The following is a 15,252-nucleotide window of genomic DNA, read 5'->3' as shown; positions in this document are numbered from 1 at the left end:
GCCGCGGGCGGCGCACGAGCGCCCCCGGGCAAACGTGACCGTTCGGAAACCGACGTCGATCAGCCCAGGTCGAAGCCGAGTTGCCCGTCGGTGACCGGCTCGACGCGGGGTCGCTTGAGGTGGCGCCACGCGGGCAGGTCGTCCCAGTACGCCCAGGACATGCGATGGTGCGGCGTGGGCCCGTACTCGGCCAGCGCCGCGCGATGCACCGGGGCCGGGTAGCCGGCGTTCCCGGCGAAGCCGTACGCCGGGAACGCCACGCCGATCTCGGCCATCAGCGCGTCGCGGTGCACCTTGGCCAACACCGAGGCCGCCGCCACGCCGATGCAGGACTGGTCGCCCTTGATCACGCAGCGCACGGTCCACGGTGTGCCGAGGAAGTCGTGCTTGCCGTCCAGCACGATCGCGTCGGGGCGCACCGGCAGTGCGCCCAGCGCGCGTTCGGCGGACAGGCGCAGTGCGGCGGTCATCCCGAGGGTGTCGATCTCCTCGGGCGAGGCCGACCCGAACGCGTATGCGCGCACCCACGGGGCGACCGCGGCGGCGACCTCCTCGCGGCGGGCCGCGGTGAGCAGCTTGGAGTCGGTGAGCCCGGTGGGCGGCACCGACAGGTCGGTGATCGCCGCCGCCACCAGCACGGGGCCGGCCCAGGCGCCGCGTCCGACCTCGTCGACTCCGGCGACCACCCGGGCGCCGCCGGCGATGAGTTCGCGCTCGACGTCGTAGCTGGGCGGGGCGATCCGAGCGGCGGGCCTGCGCGGCGCGACGACCTTCTCGGCGGCGACCTTGCGGCCGGCGACCTTCTTCGCGACCGCCTTCTTCGCGACGGCCCTCCCGGCGACGGCCTTCTTCGCCGCGCTCGCGCCACCGGAATCCGGCACGGCGACCGTCCGGCCCGCCGCGGCCCTGCGGACGGTGGTCGGCGCTGCGGCGGCTCGCTCGGGCTCGATCCCGGGACCGCCCGCCTGCTCGGTGTTCGGCTGCTTCACCCCACCACCGTAGGTCACCGATCAGCGGTGTCCGACCACCGTCTCCCGTCCCCCGTCGGCGATCGACACCGGCGGCCTGGGCTCGAAGTGGGTGGACACGCCCGCCTCGGTCAACCGCTCGCGCAGCGCCCGGGCGCCGGGCGCGCCGGCCAACGCGGCGTCGGCCCAGGCGATCAGGTCCGGTTCGACGCCGAGATGGTCGGTGACCGTCCCACCGCCGGCCCAGGTCGGCCGCAACCGGCCGCGCCCGGACTCCACCCACGCCCCACCCAGCAGGGCGGCCAACGCCCCGGTGGTGTCCGGGCCGTGCCGGGCGACCAGTTCCGCGCCCCGACCCTCGACCAACAGCGCCAGCACCCCGCCCAGGGTCACCGGATACTCCACGCCCGCCCGCCGCGCGGAGATCCCCAGCGCCGCGGCCCGGCGGGCCCGGGTGAAGCCGACCAGGTGCTCCAGGAACGCCTCCTCGGGCAGCTTCACCAGGCCGTCCAGCCCCGTGAACCCGCGCCGGTCCAGGTGTCCGTCGTCGTCGGTGGCCAGCAGGTACGGATGCACGTGGGCAAGCAGCCGGGGCGGTTCGACCAGCAGCGAACCGCCGGCCAGGTCGGCGCCACCGGGGCTGTCCCGCCCGTCCAGGGGCCGCTCCAGGAGCCGCTCGACCCGGACCGCGATCGCCTGCTCCGGCCCGGCCTCGTCGTCGCCCCACGCGGCCCGCGACTCCCGGAAGGCCAGGAAGCCGGCGATCGGATCGCTCGGCACGCAGCCCGCCTCGATGCCCGGGGTCAGCACGTCGTCCCGGAACCGGGCCCAGTCCGCCCGCACCCGCGCCAGCTCGCCCAGCGCGTCCGCCACCGCGTCGGTGCCGTAGGCACGAGCCGCGGCCCGGTCGGCGGCGCGCTCCTCGAAGTCGACCACGGGGGCGGTCACCCGCCGGTAGAACGCCGCGTAGCCCGCCGCCGCCCGACCCGCGCCGCCGTGGTCGGCCAGCGCCTCGGCCAGCCCGACCACCGCGTCCACGCCATGACAGCTGATCCGGTCCGCGAGCGGCGGTCGACGGCGGCGGCCGTGGCCGAGCGCGTGCGCGATCGCCACCCGCAACCGCCGACCGGTCAGCACGTGCGGCAGCGCGGCGCCCAGCACCAGATGGTGGTGCAGCCAGGTCCCGGGGCGGCGGACCACCCGCAACTCGCAGCCGACCCCGCCGGTGAGCACGATCCCGTCGGGCACCGGCACCCGCAGATCGGCGGCCACATCCCGGACCAGTTCCCACAACACCGGCTGCGCCCGGGCGTCCACGGCGAGCCCGGCGGGCAGCCGGCGCGGTCCGGTCAGTTCGAGCAACAACGCGACCAGCGCGACCACGCCCATTGCCCACAACACGGCGGCGCCCGAGGTGAAGAATCGTCCCTGGTCGACGATCGCGCCGGTCACGAACGCCACGAACAGGAGCGGCAGCGCGAGCACGACGTACAACACGCCCAGGAGCAGCACTCCGGCAAGTGCTCGCAGCCCCGTCCCAGCGCCCATGGATCCCCCTCGCACAGTGACTCACCCGTTCGAGGTCGACCCTAGGGCCTGTCTCTCGGCCGCTGCGGGATCCCGCGCGGTCCGGGCCGCCGGGCCGTCGCCGGAGGGGCCGCCGAGCAGGGCCCGGTCAGGGCAGCAGCGGCTCCAGCAGTCGATGCGGTCGGCGCATCGCCAGGGTGACCGCGTCCTGGCGCTGCAGCATGTTCGCGCCGGGCCCCGGGGCCACCTCGGTCTCGGCGGGGCCGACGACCCTCGCGCAGACCGCGCACAGTCCGGTCGGGTCCACCGTCCCGCCGCAGCCGTGGTGTCGGTAGAGCCGGCAGGCCACCCCGTTCTGCACGTGCTTCTCGCCCCACCGGGCCATGCTGCGGATGATCGGCCACAGATCGACGCCGCGTTCGGTGAGCACGTACTCCTCCCGAGGCGGCGACTCCTGGTAGCGACGCTTTTCGAGCACGTCCGCCTCGACCAGGGTCTGTAGCCGGCCCGACAACACGGCGCGCGGAATGTCCAGGTGGGCGAGGAAGTCGCTGTAGCGCCGGACGCCGTAGAACGCGTCCCGCACGATCAGCAGCGTCCAGCGCTCGCCGACGAGTTCGAGGGTGCGGGCGAGCGCACAGTCCTGCTGCCCGTAGTCCTTGCCCAAAGCCATACGAGCACTTTAACCCCGGGTCGGTTCATTCACCGAACCTTCAGGTGTTAGGTTCTCCGGGCAGCATCGGTTCATTCACCGAACCGACTCGCCAGGACTCGAGAACCGGGGAGCACAGCCATGTCCGTCACCACGTCCCTCGCCCCACGCACCGCCCCCGGGCCGGTCGATTCCGGCACCGGAACCGGCACCGGTCCCCCGGGCGCGACCGTCCCCGTGGTGGCCCTGGGCACGCTGTTGCTCCTGGCGACCTACACGATGCCGATCGCGATCGTCCCGGACACCGTGCGCGAATTGCACGCGGGTCCCGGCGGCCCGGCCTGGATCCTCAGCGCCATCGGCCTGGGCCTGTCCGCGGCCCTGTTGATCACCGGCAGCCTCGCCGACGACTTCGGCCGCCGCCGGGTCTTCACCGCGGGCGCGCTGGGCCTGGCGGTGTCCTCGGCGCTGACCGCACTGGCCCCCTCGCTGCCGCTCTACGTGGTCGGCCGGGCGCTCCAGGGCGTCGCCGGAGCCGCGATCATGTCCGCCGGGCTGGGCCTGCTCGCGCACAACCACCAGGGCCCCGCCCGCGGCCGGGCGATGGCCGCGTACGGCTCCTCGATCGGCGCGGGCATGGTCGTGGGCCCCCTGCTCGGCGCCGGACTGGCGCTCGCGCACCGCTCCGCGCCGTACTGGTTCTCCGCCGGCGCCGCGCTCGCGGTGGCCGCGGTCGCCCGCCGGATGCCCGAGTCGCGCGCCGAGCACCCGCGCCGGCCGGACGTGTGGGGCACGCTGACCCTGGGCCCCGGGTTGATCGCACTGACCGCCGCACTGATCGAGGGCCGGCAGGGGTGGCAGCGGCCCGTGGTCGACGCGCTGATGGTCGTCGCGGTGCTCCTGCTCGCCGGCTACGCCGCGACCGCGCTGCGCGGCCGGGCGCCGATGCTCGACCCGCGCATGTTCGCCCGCCCCGCGTTCGCCGCCGCCACCTTCGGCGCGCTGATCGTGGGCGTCGCGGTGATCGCCGTCGCGGCCTATCTGGGCACCGTCTTCCAGGGCACGCTGGGGCTGAGCGCGCTGGGCGCCGCCCTCCTGCTCGGACTGTGGTCGGCCGCGGCGGCGATCACCTCCTTCGTGATCGGCCGGGTGCACGTGCTGCCCGACGCCCGGCACCGCTTCGCCGCGGGCCTGCTCGTCGCCGCCGTAGGCTTCGTGGGTCTGTACGGGCTCACCCCCGCCGACTCGTGGACCCGCGCCGTGCCCGGCCTGCTCGTCGGCGGCTTCGGCGTGGGCCTGGTCAACACCGCGCTCGCCCGGCTCGCGGTGGAGAGCGTGCCGGTCGACCGGGCGAGCATGGGCTCCGGCGCCAACAGCACCGCGCGTTACATGGGCGCCTCGATCGGCGCGGCACTGGTGGTCGCGCTGGTCGACGCGGGTGGCATCGACCTGGCGATCCTGGTCGCCGCCGGCCTCGCCGTACTCGGCGCACTCGTCACGCTCGGCCTTCGTCAAAGCGAATAAACCCACAAAACCATTCATGTCGGACACCCGCCGGCGACGCCGAGCCCCGCGTCTGGAAAACTCGGGTCATGTGACGAGCGATGTGCAAATCCCAGCGACGGACCGACCCGCAGCGCCGGCGGGCCGCCGTCGTTTTCGGGCACTCGCGAACGCGATAGTCGAGCGGCCGTACCTGATCACCGTCGGCCTGATCGGCCTGATCATCGTCACCGGCGTGAACGGCCCCGACTGGCCGGCCCAGTACTTCCGCACCTGGCTGATCCGCGACCACGGCACCTACCTGTGGAACAACCAGTGGTACGGCGGACACCTGCTGCCGGGCTACAGCATCCTCGCGCCGGTCATCGCCTCCAAGATCGGCACCGCCACGCTGACCGCGATCTCGTGCGTGACCTCCGCGTGGGCCTGGGACAAGCTCCGGGTCGGCGGGAACGAGTTCGCCCGGCGGGTGGGCAGCTGTTGGTTCGCGGTGATGTGCAGCGTCGACTACCTGATCGGCCGCACCCCGTTCGCCCTCGGTGTCGCCGCGGGCATGCTGGCGATACTGGCCGCCCGCCGCCGGCACCCGCTGTGGGCCGGCTTCGCCGCCCTGCTGTGCGGGCTCTCCAGCCCGCTCTCCGGTGCGTTCCTGATGCTGGTCGCGCTCGCCTGGGTGCCCAGGGAGCGGGTCTGGCCGACCCGACTGTGCTTCGCCCCGGCCGCACTCGGCCTGGTCGCCGCGCTCGCCTTCCCCAACGAGGGCATGTTCCCGTTCCCGTGGTGGCGGTTCCTGCCGATCCTGGCCTTCGCCGCCGTCGGCCTGCTGATACTGCCCAAGGAACAGCAGAGCGCCCGGCGCTTCCTGTGGCTGTACGCGGCCACCGCGGTGATCTTCTTCTTCGTGCCGACCTCGCTCGGCGGCAACCTGGCCCGGCTCGGCGAACTCACCGCCGGTCCGCTGATGGCGGTCGTCCTGCTCTCGATCGGCCGACGCCGACTCGTGGTGCTGCTGGCCCTGCCGTTGCTGGTCTGGCAGTTCCAGTCCGCCGCGCTGGCCATCACCCACGACATCAAGGACTCGCCGGGCGAGAAGCCGCAGTACTACGCGGGCATGCTCGACTTCCTGGCGAAGAACAACACCCACCCGCTGGGCCGGGTGGAGATCCCGTTCACGCGCGGCCACTGGGAATCGGTGTTCGTCGCCGAGAAGATGCCGCTGGCCCGCGGCTGGGAGCGGCAACTCGACCGCAACTACAACGCGGTGCTCTACCAGAAGGACCTGACCGTCGCCGAGTACCGGGACTGGATCGACGACACGGGGGTGCGCTTCGTCGCCCTGCCGGACATCCCGATCGACAAGTCGGCGATGCCCGAGGCGGACCTGATCCGCAAGGGCATTCCGTGGCTCAAGCCGGTCTACGCGGACAAGGACGGGCACTGGCAGATCTGGGAAGTGGAGAATCCCACCCCGATCGTGGCCGGGCCGGGCGAGCTGGTCGAGCTGACGCCCAGCAAGTTCTCCTTCTACGCGCAGGCGGCGGGCACCTTCGTGGTCAAGATCCACCCGACCTTCTGGGTGACCCCCGACCGGCCCGAGATCGTGATCAAGGCGAACGAGGACGAGTGGAGCGAGATCACCGTCGACCGGCCGGGACTGGTCACGGTGTCCGCGCGCGACGCGAAGCTGTTCAAGGGCGACAAGTAGGGCGACCCCCGGCGGCGGCGCCCCGTTCCCGCGGGCCGGTCCACCCGGACCGGCCCACGCCGATCACGGCTTCGGCGCCGCCGCCGGGTCCAGCCCGCCCACCCACTTGGGCGCCGGCGGCCGCCATGCCTTCGCCTGGGCCAGCAGGTCCGCGCCGTCCCCGGCCACCAGCAGGGTCGAGCGCAGCCCCGGCTTGAGGAAGCCGTTCGCGGTCATCGTGTCCAGCGCGTCCAGGAGCGGCTGCCAGAAGCCGTCCACCTCCAGGACCGCGACCGGCTTGGTGTGGATCGCCAGGTGCTGCCAGGTCCACACCTCGAACAGTTCCTCCAGGGTGCCTGCGCCGCCCGGAAGCGCGACGAAGGCGTCCGCCTGGTCGGCCATCGCCGCCTTGCGCTCGTGCATCGTCTCGGTGACCAGCAGTTCGGTCAGGCCCAGGTGCGCGATCTCGCGGTCCACCAGCGAGCGCGGCATCACCCCGATCACCTCGCCGCCCCCGGCCAGACACGCGTCGGCCACGGCGCCCATCAGGCCCACGTGCCCGCCGCCGTAGACGATCCCGACGCCGGCCTCCGCGAGGGTGCGGCCCAACTCGGTCGCCGCCTCCCGGAACCGGGGCGAGACACCCGACGCCGATCCCGCGAACACCGCTACCCGCATGTCAGGCTCCCTGCCTTGCCGACCACCGAAGTGGTTCGTGTCGAACCGGTCCGGTACGAAGTCTGCCAACCCACCCCCGGAACCCGGCGCGGACCCCGGGCCGGCGGCCGGCGCGGTGCGGCCGACGGCGGGGCATCGCACCGCCGCCACATCGAGTCGATGAATCTCCTATCCCGCAATATGGCGGCGGTACAGTCCCGGCATACGAGGGCAAATTCGGCCAACGTCGACGGTGGTCACCCAACCCGACGTTGACGGGAAGACCCCCCGCCACGGCAGAATGCCCGCGTGCCCGCCACCGAGCGCCCTGCCTCGGACATCCCGTTCGAGCGGCTGTTTCCCGATCTCGACGACCATGGCCGCGAACGCCTGGTCGCCGCCGCTCAAGCGCTCGATCTGCGCCGCTCTCTCGACGATCCCGCGCGCTGGTTCTGGAACGAGCCCGACCCGCTGAGTCCCGAGCCCGAGCCCGAGCCGTCCCCGCACATCCTGGGCACCGCGCTGCTGCTCTACGAGGCCGACGGCGACTGGCTGGAACTGGGGCTGGACGTCTGGCAGCTCGACGGACCGTTCGTCAGCGTCACCGCCACCGTCGAGGTGGCGTGCTGGTGCGACACCGATCACAACATGCACGCGGTCCAGCGCGCCGAATGGCCGGCGTCCACCGCACAGGCGTTCCTGGAGGCGTTCCACACCGCCGCGCTCTCGGTGATCCGCCGGATCGAGGGTCCGCGCGACCCGCGCGACCTGCGCGCCCGTGCGGGGCTGCCCAACCCGCCCGAGCCACCCCCTGAGGATGACCCGACCGAGCCCCCATCCGGCCCCGTGGTCTGAACCGCCGTTTCATCCGAACGAAGGATTTTTTCGCGCCGCACCGGTGATTCCACGGTGGACATTGCGCCATGGCACGCCATACATCGGACAATCCGGTGTCGCATCACTGTGCCCACCTGCACCACGTCGGCCCCGATCTGAAAAACTAAGCCGTCATGACACATGTTCTGGACGGCCGCATACCCCTCGGGGAGCCAAAGTCGGATGCGGGCGGCACCGCCCGCCGTACCTGGCGACGGCACCTGCGCGGGGTCCTGGTCGCCGTCGCGGAGCATCCGTACCTGATCACCCTCGCCCTGGTCGGCCTGCTGACCGTGCTGGGCATCAACGGCGCCGACTGGCCCGCGCAGATCTTCCGTGCCTGGCTGGTGCGCGACCACGGCGCGGTGTTGTGGAACAACCAGTGGTACGGCGGCCACCTGCTGCCCGGCTACAGCGTGATCACCCCGGTCCTGGCCGGCGGGATCGGCACCCGCCTGCTCACCGCGATCTCCTGTGTCGCCGCCGCGTGGGCGTTCTCCCGCCTGCGCCTGGGTCGCGGCAACCTGGCCCGCCGGGTCGGCAGTTGCTGGTTCGCGGTGATAGTCAGCATCGAATACCTGATCGGCCGCACCCCCTTCGTGCTCGGCGTGGCGGCCGGGCTGATGGCGATCCTGGCGGCCCGCTCCGGGCATCGCGCGTGGGCCGCGGTCGCGGCCGGGTTCTGCGGCCTGGCCAGCCCGCTGGCCGCCGCGTTCCTGCTGATGATCGCGCTCGCCTGGGTGCCCGCCGAGCGGGTCTGGGCGACCCGGTTCAGCCTCGCCCCGGCCGTGATCGGCCTGGTCATGTCGCTGGCCTTCCCCGGCGGCGGCGACTTCTCCTTCCCGCTGTGGCGGTTCGCCGCGATCCTGGGCTTCGCGGGCGTGGGCCTGGCCCTGGTCCCGCGCACCGAGGTCAGCGCGCGCCGCTTCCTGTGGTTGTACGCGCTCTCCTCCACCGTGTTGTTCCTGATCCCCAGCGCGGTGGGCGGCAACGTGGCCCGGCTCGGCGAGTTGTGTGCCGGCCCGCTGATGGCCGTGGTGCTGCTCTCGCTGGGCCGCCGGCGGCTGGTGGTGCTGCTCGCCATCCCGCTGCTGGCCTGGCAGTTCTCCTCGGCCGGCAAGGCGGTCGCGTTCAACAACCAGGACAGCACCGGCAAGAACTCGGCCTACTACACCGGCATGCTCGACTTCCTGGAGCGGGCCAACCTGCCAGTGGGTCGGATCGAGATCCCGTTCACCCGCGGCCACTGGGAGACGGTCTACGTCGCCGAGCACATGCCGCTCGCCCGCGGCTGGGAGCGCCAGCTCGACCGCGCGCACAACGCGGTGCTCTACGGCCCCACCTTGGACGAGGGGCAGTACCACGCCTGGGTGCGCGAGACCGGGGTGCGCTTCATCGCGCTGCCCGACGTGCCACTGGACCCCTCCGCCAAGCGCGAGGCGGAGATCCTGCGCGCCGGCGCCGACTGGCTGGTGCCGGTGTGGTCCGACCCGCACTGGGTGATCTGGGAGGTGGCCGACCCGGTTCCGCTGCTGGACGGCCCCGGCCAGCTCGTGGACATCACCCCCAGCGGCTTCACCCTGCTCGCCCAGCAGGCCGGCACGTTCACCGTGCGCATCCACCGCACGAGCTGGTTCGTCGCGGACAAACCCAACACGAGCATCGGCGAGACCGAGGACGGTTGGACCGAGATCACCGTCACCGAGCCCGGCGAGGTCACCATCACAGCCAAGGCATCGGCGGTCCTGCCCTGACCGGTGCGGGTAGGGTGATTCGGGTTCATGCCCTGGTGGAAAGGTAAAGCAAACCGATGGCCGAGCACCACGACCACTCCAGCCACGATCACCACGATCACGAAGAAGGCCGGATCTTTGTGATGGGCCGCCCGGTGGACGAGTACCCCGCCATGGCGCCCGAGGCCGCCCGCGGCAAGGTCCTGCGCGTCACCGTGGTCGGCGAGGACGTCCTGCACCGGCCGTGCGCCGAGATCACCGAGTTCGGCACCCAGGAGCTGAACACGCTGATCGACGACATGTTCCTGACCATGTACGTCGCCGACGGCGTGGGCCTGGCCGCGAACCAGGTCGACGTCGGCATTCGGCTGTTCGTGTACGACTGCGTGGACGAGGACGGCCACCGTCACGTCGGCCACCTGATCAACCCGGTCCTGGACGAACTGCCCGCGACCGAGCGACACCTGGAGGAGGCGGGCGAGGGCTGCCTGTCCGTCCCCGGCCCACACGAGGACCTGGCCCGCCCCGACCGCGCGATCGCGCGCGGGGTGGACAAGGACGGCAACCCGCTGGTGATCGAGGGCGAGGGCTACTTCGCCCGCTGCCTCCAGCACGAGACCGACCACCTCAACGGCTACCTCTACATCGACCGCCTCTCCAAGCGCGAGCGCAAGAACGTGCTCAAGGAGATGGAGTCGATGCGCGACGAGGTCTTCGCCAAGCGCGACGCGAAGGCCAAGCAACTCGCGGGCTGACCCGCGAAGGCACCGACGCCGAAAGGGGCGGGGAACGGATACCGTTCCCCGCCCCTTTCGGGCGTTCCGGCCGCCGACCCGAAGGTCAGCTGCAACCGCTGGTCGAGCCGCAGCCCTCGCACACGTAGCAACTGCCGGCCGGGCGCATCTTGATCCCGCAGGAGAAGCACAGCGGGGCGTCCGCGCTGCGGCCCTGGCGGGCCTCCAGCAGCTCGGTCGAGGAGTGCACGGCGGCCGGGACCGGCTTGAGGTCCGGGGCCTTGGGCGCGGCGTCCACCGGCGCGGACTGCGCGAGCGTGCGCATGTCCTCGACGGCGGCCGGCTCGTCCGGCTCGTAGGAGCCGGTCTCCAGGTGCCGGGTGCGCTCCGCGGCGGAGTGGATGCCCAACGCCGAGCGGGTCTCGAACGGCAGGTGGTCCAGCGCCAGGCGACGGAAGATGTAGTCGACGATCGACTGCGCCATCCGCACGTCCGGGTCGTCGGTCAGACCGGCCGGCTCGAAGCGCATGTTGGTGAACTTGGAGACGTAGGTCTCCAGCGGCACGCCGTACTGCAGGCCGACCGAGACCGCGATCGAGAAGGCGTCCATCATGCCCGCGAGGGTCGAGCCCTGCTTGGACATCTTCAGGAAGACCTCGCCGAGGCCGTCGTCCGGGTAGGAGTTGGCGGTCATGTAGCCCTCGGCGCCACCCACCGAGAACGACGTGGTGATGCCGGGCCGACCCTTGGGCAGGCGCTTGCGCACCGGGCGGTACTCGACGACCTTCTCCACCACGGGCGCCACGACCGACTTGCCGTCGTCCGCCTTGCCCTTGTTCTCGCCCTTGCCGGCCGAGAGCGGCTGGCCGACCTTGCAGTTGTCCCGGTAGATCGCCAGTGCCTTGATGCCGAGCTTCCACCCCTGGAAGTAGATCTCCTCGATCTCCTCGACGGTGGCGTCCTCGGACATGTTGACCGTCTTGGAGATCGCGCCGGAGATCCACGGCTGGATCGCCGCCATCATCCGCACGTGGCCCATCGGCGAGATGGTGCGCTCACCCATCGCGCAGTCGAACACCTCGTAGTGCTCGAGCTTGAGACCGGGCGCGTTCACCACGTGCCCGTGCTCGGCGATGTGCTCGATGATCGCCTCGACCTGCTCGGGCTGGTAGCCCAGCCGACGCAGCGCCCGGCCGACCGTGCCGTTGACGATCTGCATCGAGCCGCCGCCGACGAGCTTCTTGAACTTCACCAGCGCCAGGTCGGGCTCGACACCGGTGGTGTCGCAGTCCATCATCAGGCCGATCGTGCCGGTCGGGGCCAGCACCGACGCCTGCGCGTTGCGGAAGCCGTTCTTGTCGCCGAGCTTGACGACGTCCTTCCACGCCTTGGTCGCCAGGTCCCACACGGGGGTGTCCAGGTCGTCCATGCGCTTGCCGGCGTCGTTGGCCTCGGCGTGCAGGCGCATCACCCGCTTGTGCGGCTCGGCGTTGCGGGCGTAGCCGTCGTAGGCGCCGACGATGGCGGCCAGTTCGGCGGAGCGCTTGTACGCGGTGCCGGTCATCAGCGAGGAGATCGCGCCGGCCAGGGCCCGGCCGCCGTCGCTGTCGTAGGCGTGGCCGGTCGCCATCAGCAGCGCGCCCAGGTTGGCGTAGCCGATGCCGAGCTGACGGAACGCGCGGGTGGTCTCGCCGATCTTCTCGGTCGGGAAGTCGGCGAAGCAGATCGAGATGTCCATCGCGGTGATGACCAGCTCGACGACCTTGGCGAAGTTGACCGCGTCGAAGGTGTCGTCCTCGCGCAGGAACTTCATCAGGTTCAGCGACGCGAGGTTGCAGGACGAGTTGTCCAGGTGCATGTACTCCGAGCACGGGTTGGACGCGGTGATCCGGCCCGACTCCGGGCACGTGTGCCACTTGTTGATCTCGTCGTCGTACTGGATGCCGGGGTCGGCGCACGCCCACGCGGCCTCGGCCATCTTGCGGAACAGGCCCTTGGCGTCGACCGTTTCCAGCACGTCGCCGGTGAGTCGGGCGCGCAGCCCGAAGTCGCGACCCTGCTCGACCGCGTTCATGAACTCGTCCGAGACCCGGACCGAGTTGTTCGCGTTCTGGTACTGCACCGACGCGATGTCGGCGCCACCGAGGTCCATGTCGAAGCCCGCGTCGCGCAGCGCGCGGATCTTCTCCTCCTCCTTGACCTTGGTGTCGATGAAGTCCTCGATGTCGGGGTGATCGACGTCGAGAACCACCATCTTGGCCGCGCGGCGGGTGGCGCCGCCCGACTTGATGGTCCCGGCCGAGGCGTCCGCGCCGCGCATGAAGGAGACCGGGCCCGAGGCGTTGCCGCCGGAGTGGAGCAGTTCCTTGCTGGAGCGGATCCGGGACAGGTTCAGGCCGGCACCGGAGCCGCCCTTGAAGATCAGCCCCTCTTCCTTGTACCAGTCCAGGATCGAGTCCATCGAGTCGTCGACCGACAGGATGAAGCACGCGCTGACCTGCTGCTTCTGCGCGGTACCCACGTTGAACCAGACCGGCGAGTTGAAGCTGAAGATCTGGTGCAGGAGGGCGTAGGCCAGCTCGTGCTCGAAGATCTCCGCGTCGGCGGGGCCGGCGAAGTAGCCGTTCTCCTCACCGGACTTGCGGTAGGTCTTGACGACCCGGTCGATCAGCTCCTTCAGGCTCGACTCGCGCTGCGGCGTGCCCACCGCACCGCGGAAGTACTTGCTCGTGACGATGTTGACCGCGTTCACCGACCAGGAGTCCGGGAACTCGACGCCGCGCTGCTCGAAGTTGATCGAGCCGTCACGCCAGTTGGTCATGACGACGTCACGACGCTCCCAGACCACCTCGTCGTACGGGTGGACTCCGGGGGTCGTGTACACGCGCTCGATCCGCAGGCCCTTGCCGGGTCGTGACCGACCGGAACCGCGTGCCGATCCGCTCGTCGTCTCTGTCATGCCGTCTCCTCTTTTGAACAACGCCGTAGGCAGGCCGGAGCATCCCGGGGGATGTCCCGCCGACCGGTCGGGTGGTCCGTCGTTCGTGTGCTACCGAATTGATTTCTGGTGATCCGCGGTCAGTCCGAGGCGGGACTGTCCGCCACGTCCACGGGCTCCGCCGACTCCGCGCGGCCGGCGCGCAACAGGGCGACCTCGGCCTCGAAGTCCTCCAGGGACTCGAAGGCCCGGTACACGGACGCGAACCGCAGATAGGCGACCTCGTCGAGCTCCCGCAGCGGGCCCAATATCGTCAGGCCCACGTCGTGGGTGGTCAACTCGGCACACCCGGTGGCCCGCACCGCCTCCTCGACCCGTTGACCGAGCAGGGCCAGCGCGTCGCCGGTGACCGGGCGACCCTGGCAGGCCTTGCGCACGCCGGCGATGACCTTGTCCCGGCTGAAGGGTTCGGTGACGCCGCTGCGCTTGATCACCGTGAGCGAGGCGGTCTCGATCGTGGTGAATCGCCGTCCGCAGTCCGGACACGAGCGCCGGCGCCTGATCGCGGCGCCGTCGTCGGTGGTCCGGCTGTCCACGACGCGGCTGTCCGCTCGTCGACAGAAGGGGCAGTGCATGCGGTTCCTCTCCCCCTCGATGAGACGCAGGTCGTACGTGTTGCCCGTGCGTGCCGCGCGCGGTATGGCGAAGCGTGCCGGTCGTTGCCGCGCCCTCGCCCCGCGGGCCGCCCCGAAGGGGCCCGTCCGGTGCGCTCCGGGAATATGGTATATACGGCAACCACAACTTGTGGGTTCTTTCAACGCCCTCGACCACAAGATGTAGTGGCTACGGTAGACCGCGACCCCGAGCGCTGCAAGCCGACTCGCAGACACTCGGAGAGCCTTCGGTGACCTCTCGTCATCCCCGCAGGTCACCGCCCGCCGGTGGCGGAAAATTGACTCGCCCGGCCGCGTGTCGCGGCTCACCGACCCCGGATGCGACATTTCGGGCGCCGGAAACGATGGCTTTTCCCCACCGAATTCGAATGTATGTACGATTACTACAGCGGGAACCGAATGATCGCCACTGGATTGGCCTAAATTCACTCGAACGTGTGTTTGGCGCAACCTTTCGAACCCGACTACCGTTCTCCACGTGCGAGCAATCCGTCGAAAGGGCCAGCCGTGACCGGAGAAGCCACCGGAGCCATCCACCCCGGAATCCGCACCGAAACCCTCCCCGCGAAACACCCGCACAGCAACACCGTGCCGCCCCCGGCACCCGCCCCGGGCACCGAGAACGCGCAGGTCCAGGGGGGTGTGACGCGACGTCCGGCGGGGGGGCTGACGCCGCGCCAGACACGCGTCCTCGAAGTGATCCGCACCTCCGTGGAGAGCCGCGGATATCCGCCGAGCATGCGGGAGATCGGCGAGGCGGTCGGCCTCTCCAGCACATCTTCCGTCGCGCATCAACTGATGGCCCTCGAACGCAAGGGCTATTTGCGCCGTGATCCGCACCGCCCGCGCGCCTACGAGGTGCGCTCGCCGGACGGCGGCCGACCGCTCGCGCCGGCCGGTCCGCACGCCGAACGCGGCTCGCAGGCCGCGTCCTACGTGCCGGTGGTCGGCCGGATCGCGGCCGGTGGCCCGATCCTGGCCGAGCAGTCCATCGAGGACGTGTTCCCGCTGCCGCGCCAGCTCGTCGGCGACGGTGACGTGTTCCTGCTCAAGGTGAGCGGCGACTCGATGATCGAGGCCGCGATCATGGACGGGGACTACGTCGCGGTGCGCCGCCAGCCGGTCGCCGAGAACGGCGACATCGTCGCGGCGATGATCGAGGGCGAGGCCACCGTCAAGCGCCTGCGCCACCGTGACGGGCACCGCTGGCTGATGCCGCACAACCCCGCCTACGAGCCCATCCCGGGAGACGAGGCGACCATCCTGGGTCGCGTGGTGGCCGTCATGCGACGGGTCTGAGATGAGC

12 protein-coding genes are annotated in these 15,252 nt (G+C 71.1%); 6 read left to right on the top strand and 6 right to left on the bottom strand.

The annotated features are described in order from the left end of the window. Positions 1 to 59: 59 nt before the first annotated feature. From ABZ374_RS20135 to ABZ374_RS20125, 3 genes are all read right to left on the bottom strand, one after another. Positions 60 to 740: a ribonuclease HII gene (locus ABZ374_RS20135; protein WP_360312962.1), complete on the bottom strand. Its 681-nt coding sequence runs from the start codon at positions 738 to 740 to the stop codon at positions 60 to 62. A gap of 270 nt (positions 741 to 1,010) precedes the next feature. Next, a complete protein-coding gene (locus ABZ374_RS20130) occupies positions 1,011 to 2,516 on the bottom strand; it encodes a hypothetical protein (protein WP_360312830.1) in 1,506 nt (501 codons plus the stop codon). 127 nt (positions 2,517 to 2,643) lie between these two features. Further along, positions 2,644 to 3,168 carry a helix-turn-helix domain-containing protein gene (locus ABZ374_RS20125; protein WP_360312828.1) on the bottom strand — a complete coding sequence of 175 codons (525 nt, stop codon included), beginning with the start codon at positions 3,166 to 3,168 and terminating at the stop codon, positions 2,644 to 2,646. A 120-nt stretch (positions 3,169 to 3,288) separates the two neighbouring features. Between ABZ374_RS20125 and ABZ374_RS20120 the strand changes: the two genes are divergently transcribed. Next, on the top strand, positions 3,289 to 4,671 hold the full coding sequence (locus ABZ374_RS20120) for an MFS transporter (protein WP_360312826.1): 1,383 nt from the start codon (positions 3,289 to 3,291) through the stop codon (positions 4,669 to 4,671). Positions 4,672 to 4,753: 82 nt separating this feature from the next. Beyond that, positions 4,754 to 6,355, top strand: a complete 1,602-nt coding sequence (locus tag ABZ374_RS20115; protein WP_360312824.1) for a hypothetical protein — start codon at positions 4,754 to 4,756, stop codon at positions 6,353 to 6,355. 63 nt (positions 6,356 to 6,418) lie between these two features. On the opposite strand, the gene ABZ374_RS20110 is transcribed toward ABZ374_RS20115, so the two are convergent. Continuing rightward, positions 6,419 to 7,012 carry a TIGR00730 family Rossman fold protein gene (locus ABZ374_RS20110; RefSeq protein WP_360312822.1) on the bottom strand — a complete coding sequence of 198 codons (594 nt, stop codon included), beginning with the start codon at positions 7,010 to 7,012 and terminating at the stop codon, positions 6,419 to 6,421. 288 nt (positions 7,013 to 7,300) lie between these two features. Here ABZ374_RS20110 and ABZ374_RS20105 point away from each other — a divergent pair, with 288 nt between their 5' ends. The 3 genes from ABZ374_RS20105 to def all read left to right on the top strand — a co-directional run bounded on the left by ABZ374_RS20105 (position 7,301) and on the right by def (position 10,355). After that, positions 7,301 to 7,846 (top strand): hypothetical protein, encoded by a 546-nt coding sequence (locus ABZ374_RS20105; RefSeq protein WP_360312820.1) that lies wholly within the window; start codon positions 7,301 to 7,303, stop codon positions 7,844 to 7,846. A gap of 155 nt (positions 7,847 to 8,001) precedes the next feature. Beyond that, positions 8,002 to 9,621, top strand: a complete 1,620-nt coding sequence (locus ABZ374_RS20100) for a hypothetical protein (RefSeq protein ID WP_360312818.1) — start codon at positions 8,002 to 8,004, stop codon at positions 9,619 to 9,621. Positions 9,622 to 9,677: 56 nt separating this feature from the next. Next, positions 9,678 to 10,355, top strand: a complete 678-nt coding sequence (gene def, locus ABZ374_RS20095) for a peptide deformylase (RefSeq protein ID WP_360312816.1) — start codon at positions 9,678 to 9,680, stop codon at positions 10,353 to 10,355. Between the two features lie 85 nt (positions 10,356 to 10,440). Here the strand turns inward: def and ABZ374_RS20090 are convergent, their stop codons facing one another. Beyond that, positions 10,441 to 13,293: a vitamin B12-dependent ribonucleotide reductase gene (locus ABZ374_RS20090; protein ID WP_360312814.1), complete on the bottom strand. Its 2,853-nt coding sequence runs from the start codon at positions 13,291 to 13,293 to the stop codon at positions 10,441 to 10,443. Between the two features lie 119 nt (positions 13,294 to 13,412). Beyond that, on the bottom strand, positions 13,413 to 13,907 hold the full coding sequence (gene nrdR / locus ABZ374_RS20085) for a transcriptional regulator NrdR (protein WP_360312812.1): 495 nt from the start codon (positions 13,905 to 13,907) through the stop codon (positions 13,413 to 13,415). A 681-nt stretch (positions 13,908 to 14,588) separates the two neighbouring features. Between nrdR and lexA the strand changes: the two genes are divergently transcribed. Next, the gene (gene lexA / locus ABZ374_RS20080) at positions 14,589 to 15,245 is read left to right on the top strand and encodes a transcriptional repressor LexA (protein ID WP_360312960.1); all 657 of its coding nucleotides are present in this window, start codon (positions 14,589 to 14,591) and stop codon (positions 15,243 to 15,245) included. Positions 15,246 to 15,252 lie beyond the last annotated feature (7 nt).

The organism is Embleya sp. NPDC005971 (genome assembly GCF_040629175.1).
In the GTDB taxonomy this organism is placed as follows: domain Bacteria; phylum Actinomycetota; class Actinomycetes; order Streptomycetales; family Streptomycetaceae; genus Embleya.
The sequence above is the reverse complement of the archived record's forward strand: the minus strand, read 5'-3'. Positions and strand labels throughout refer to the sequence as shown.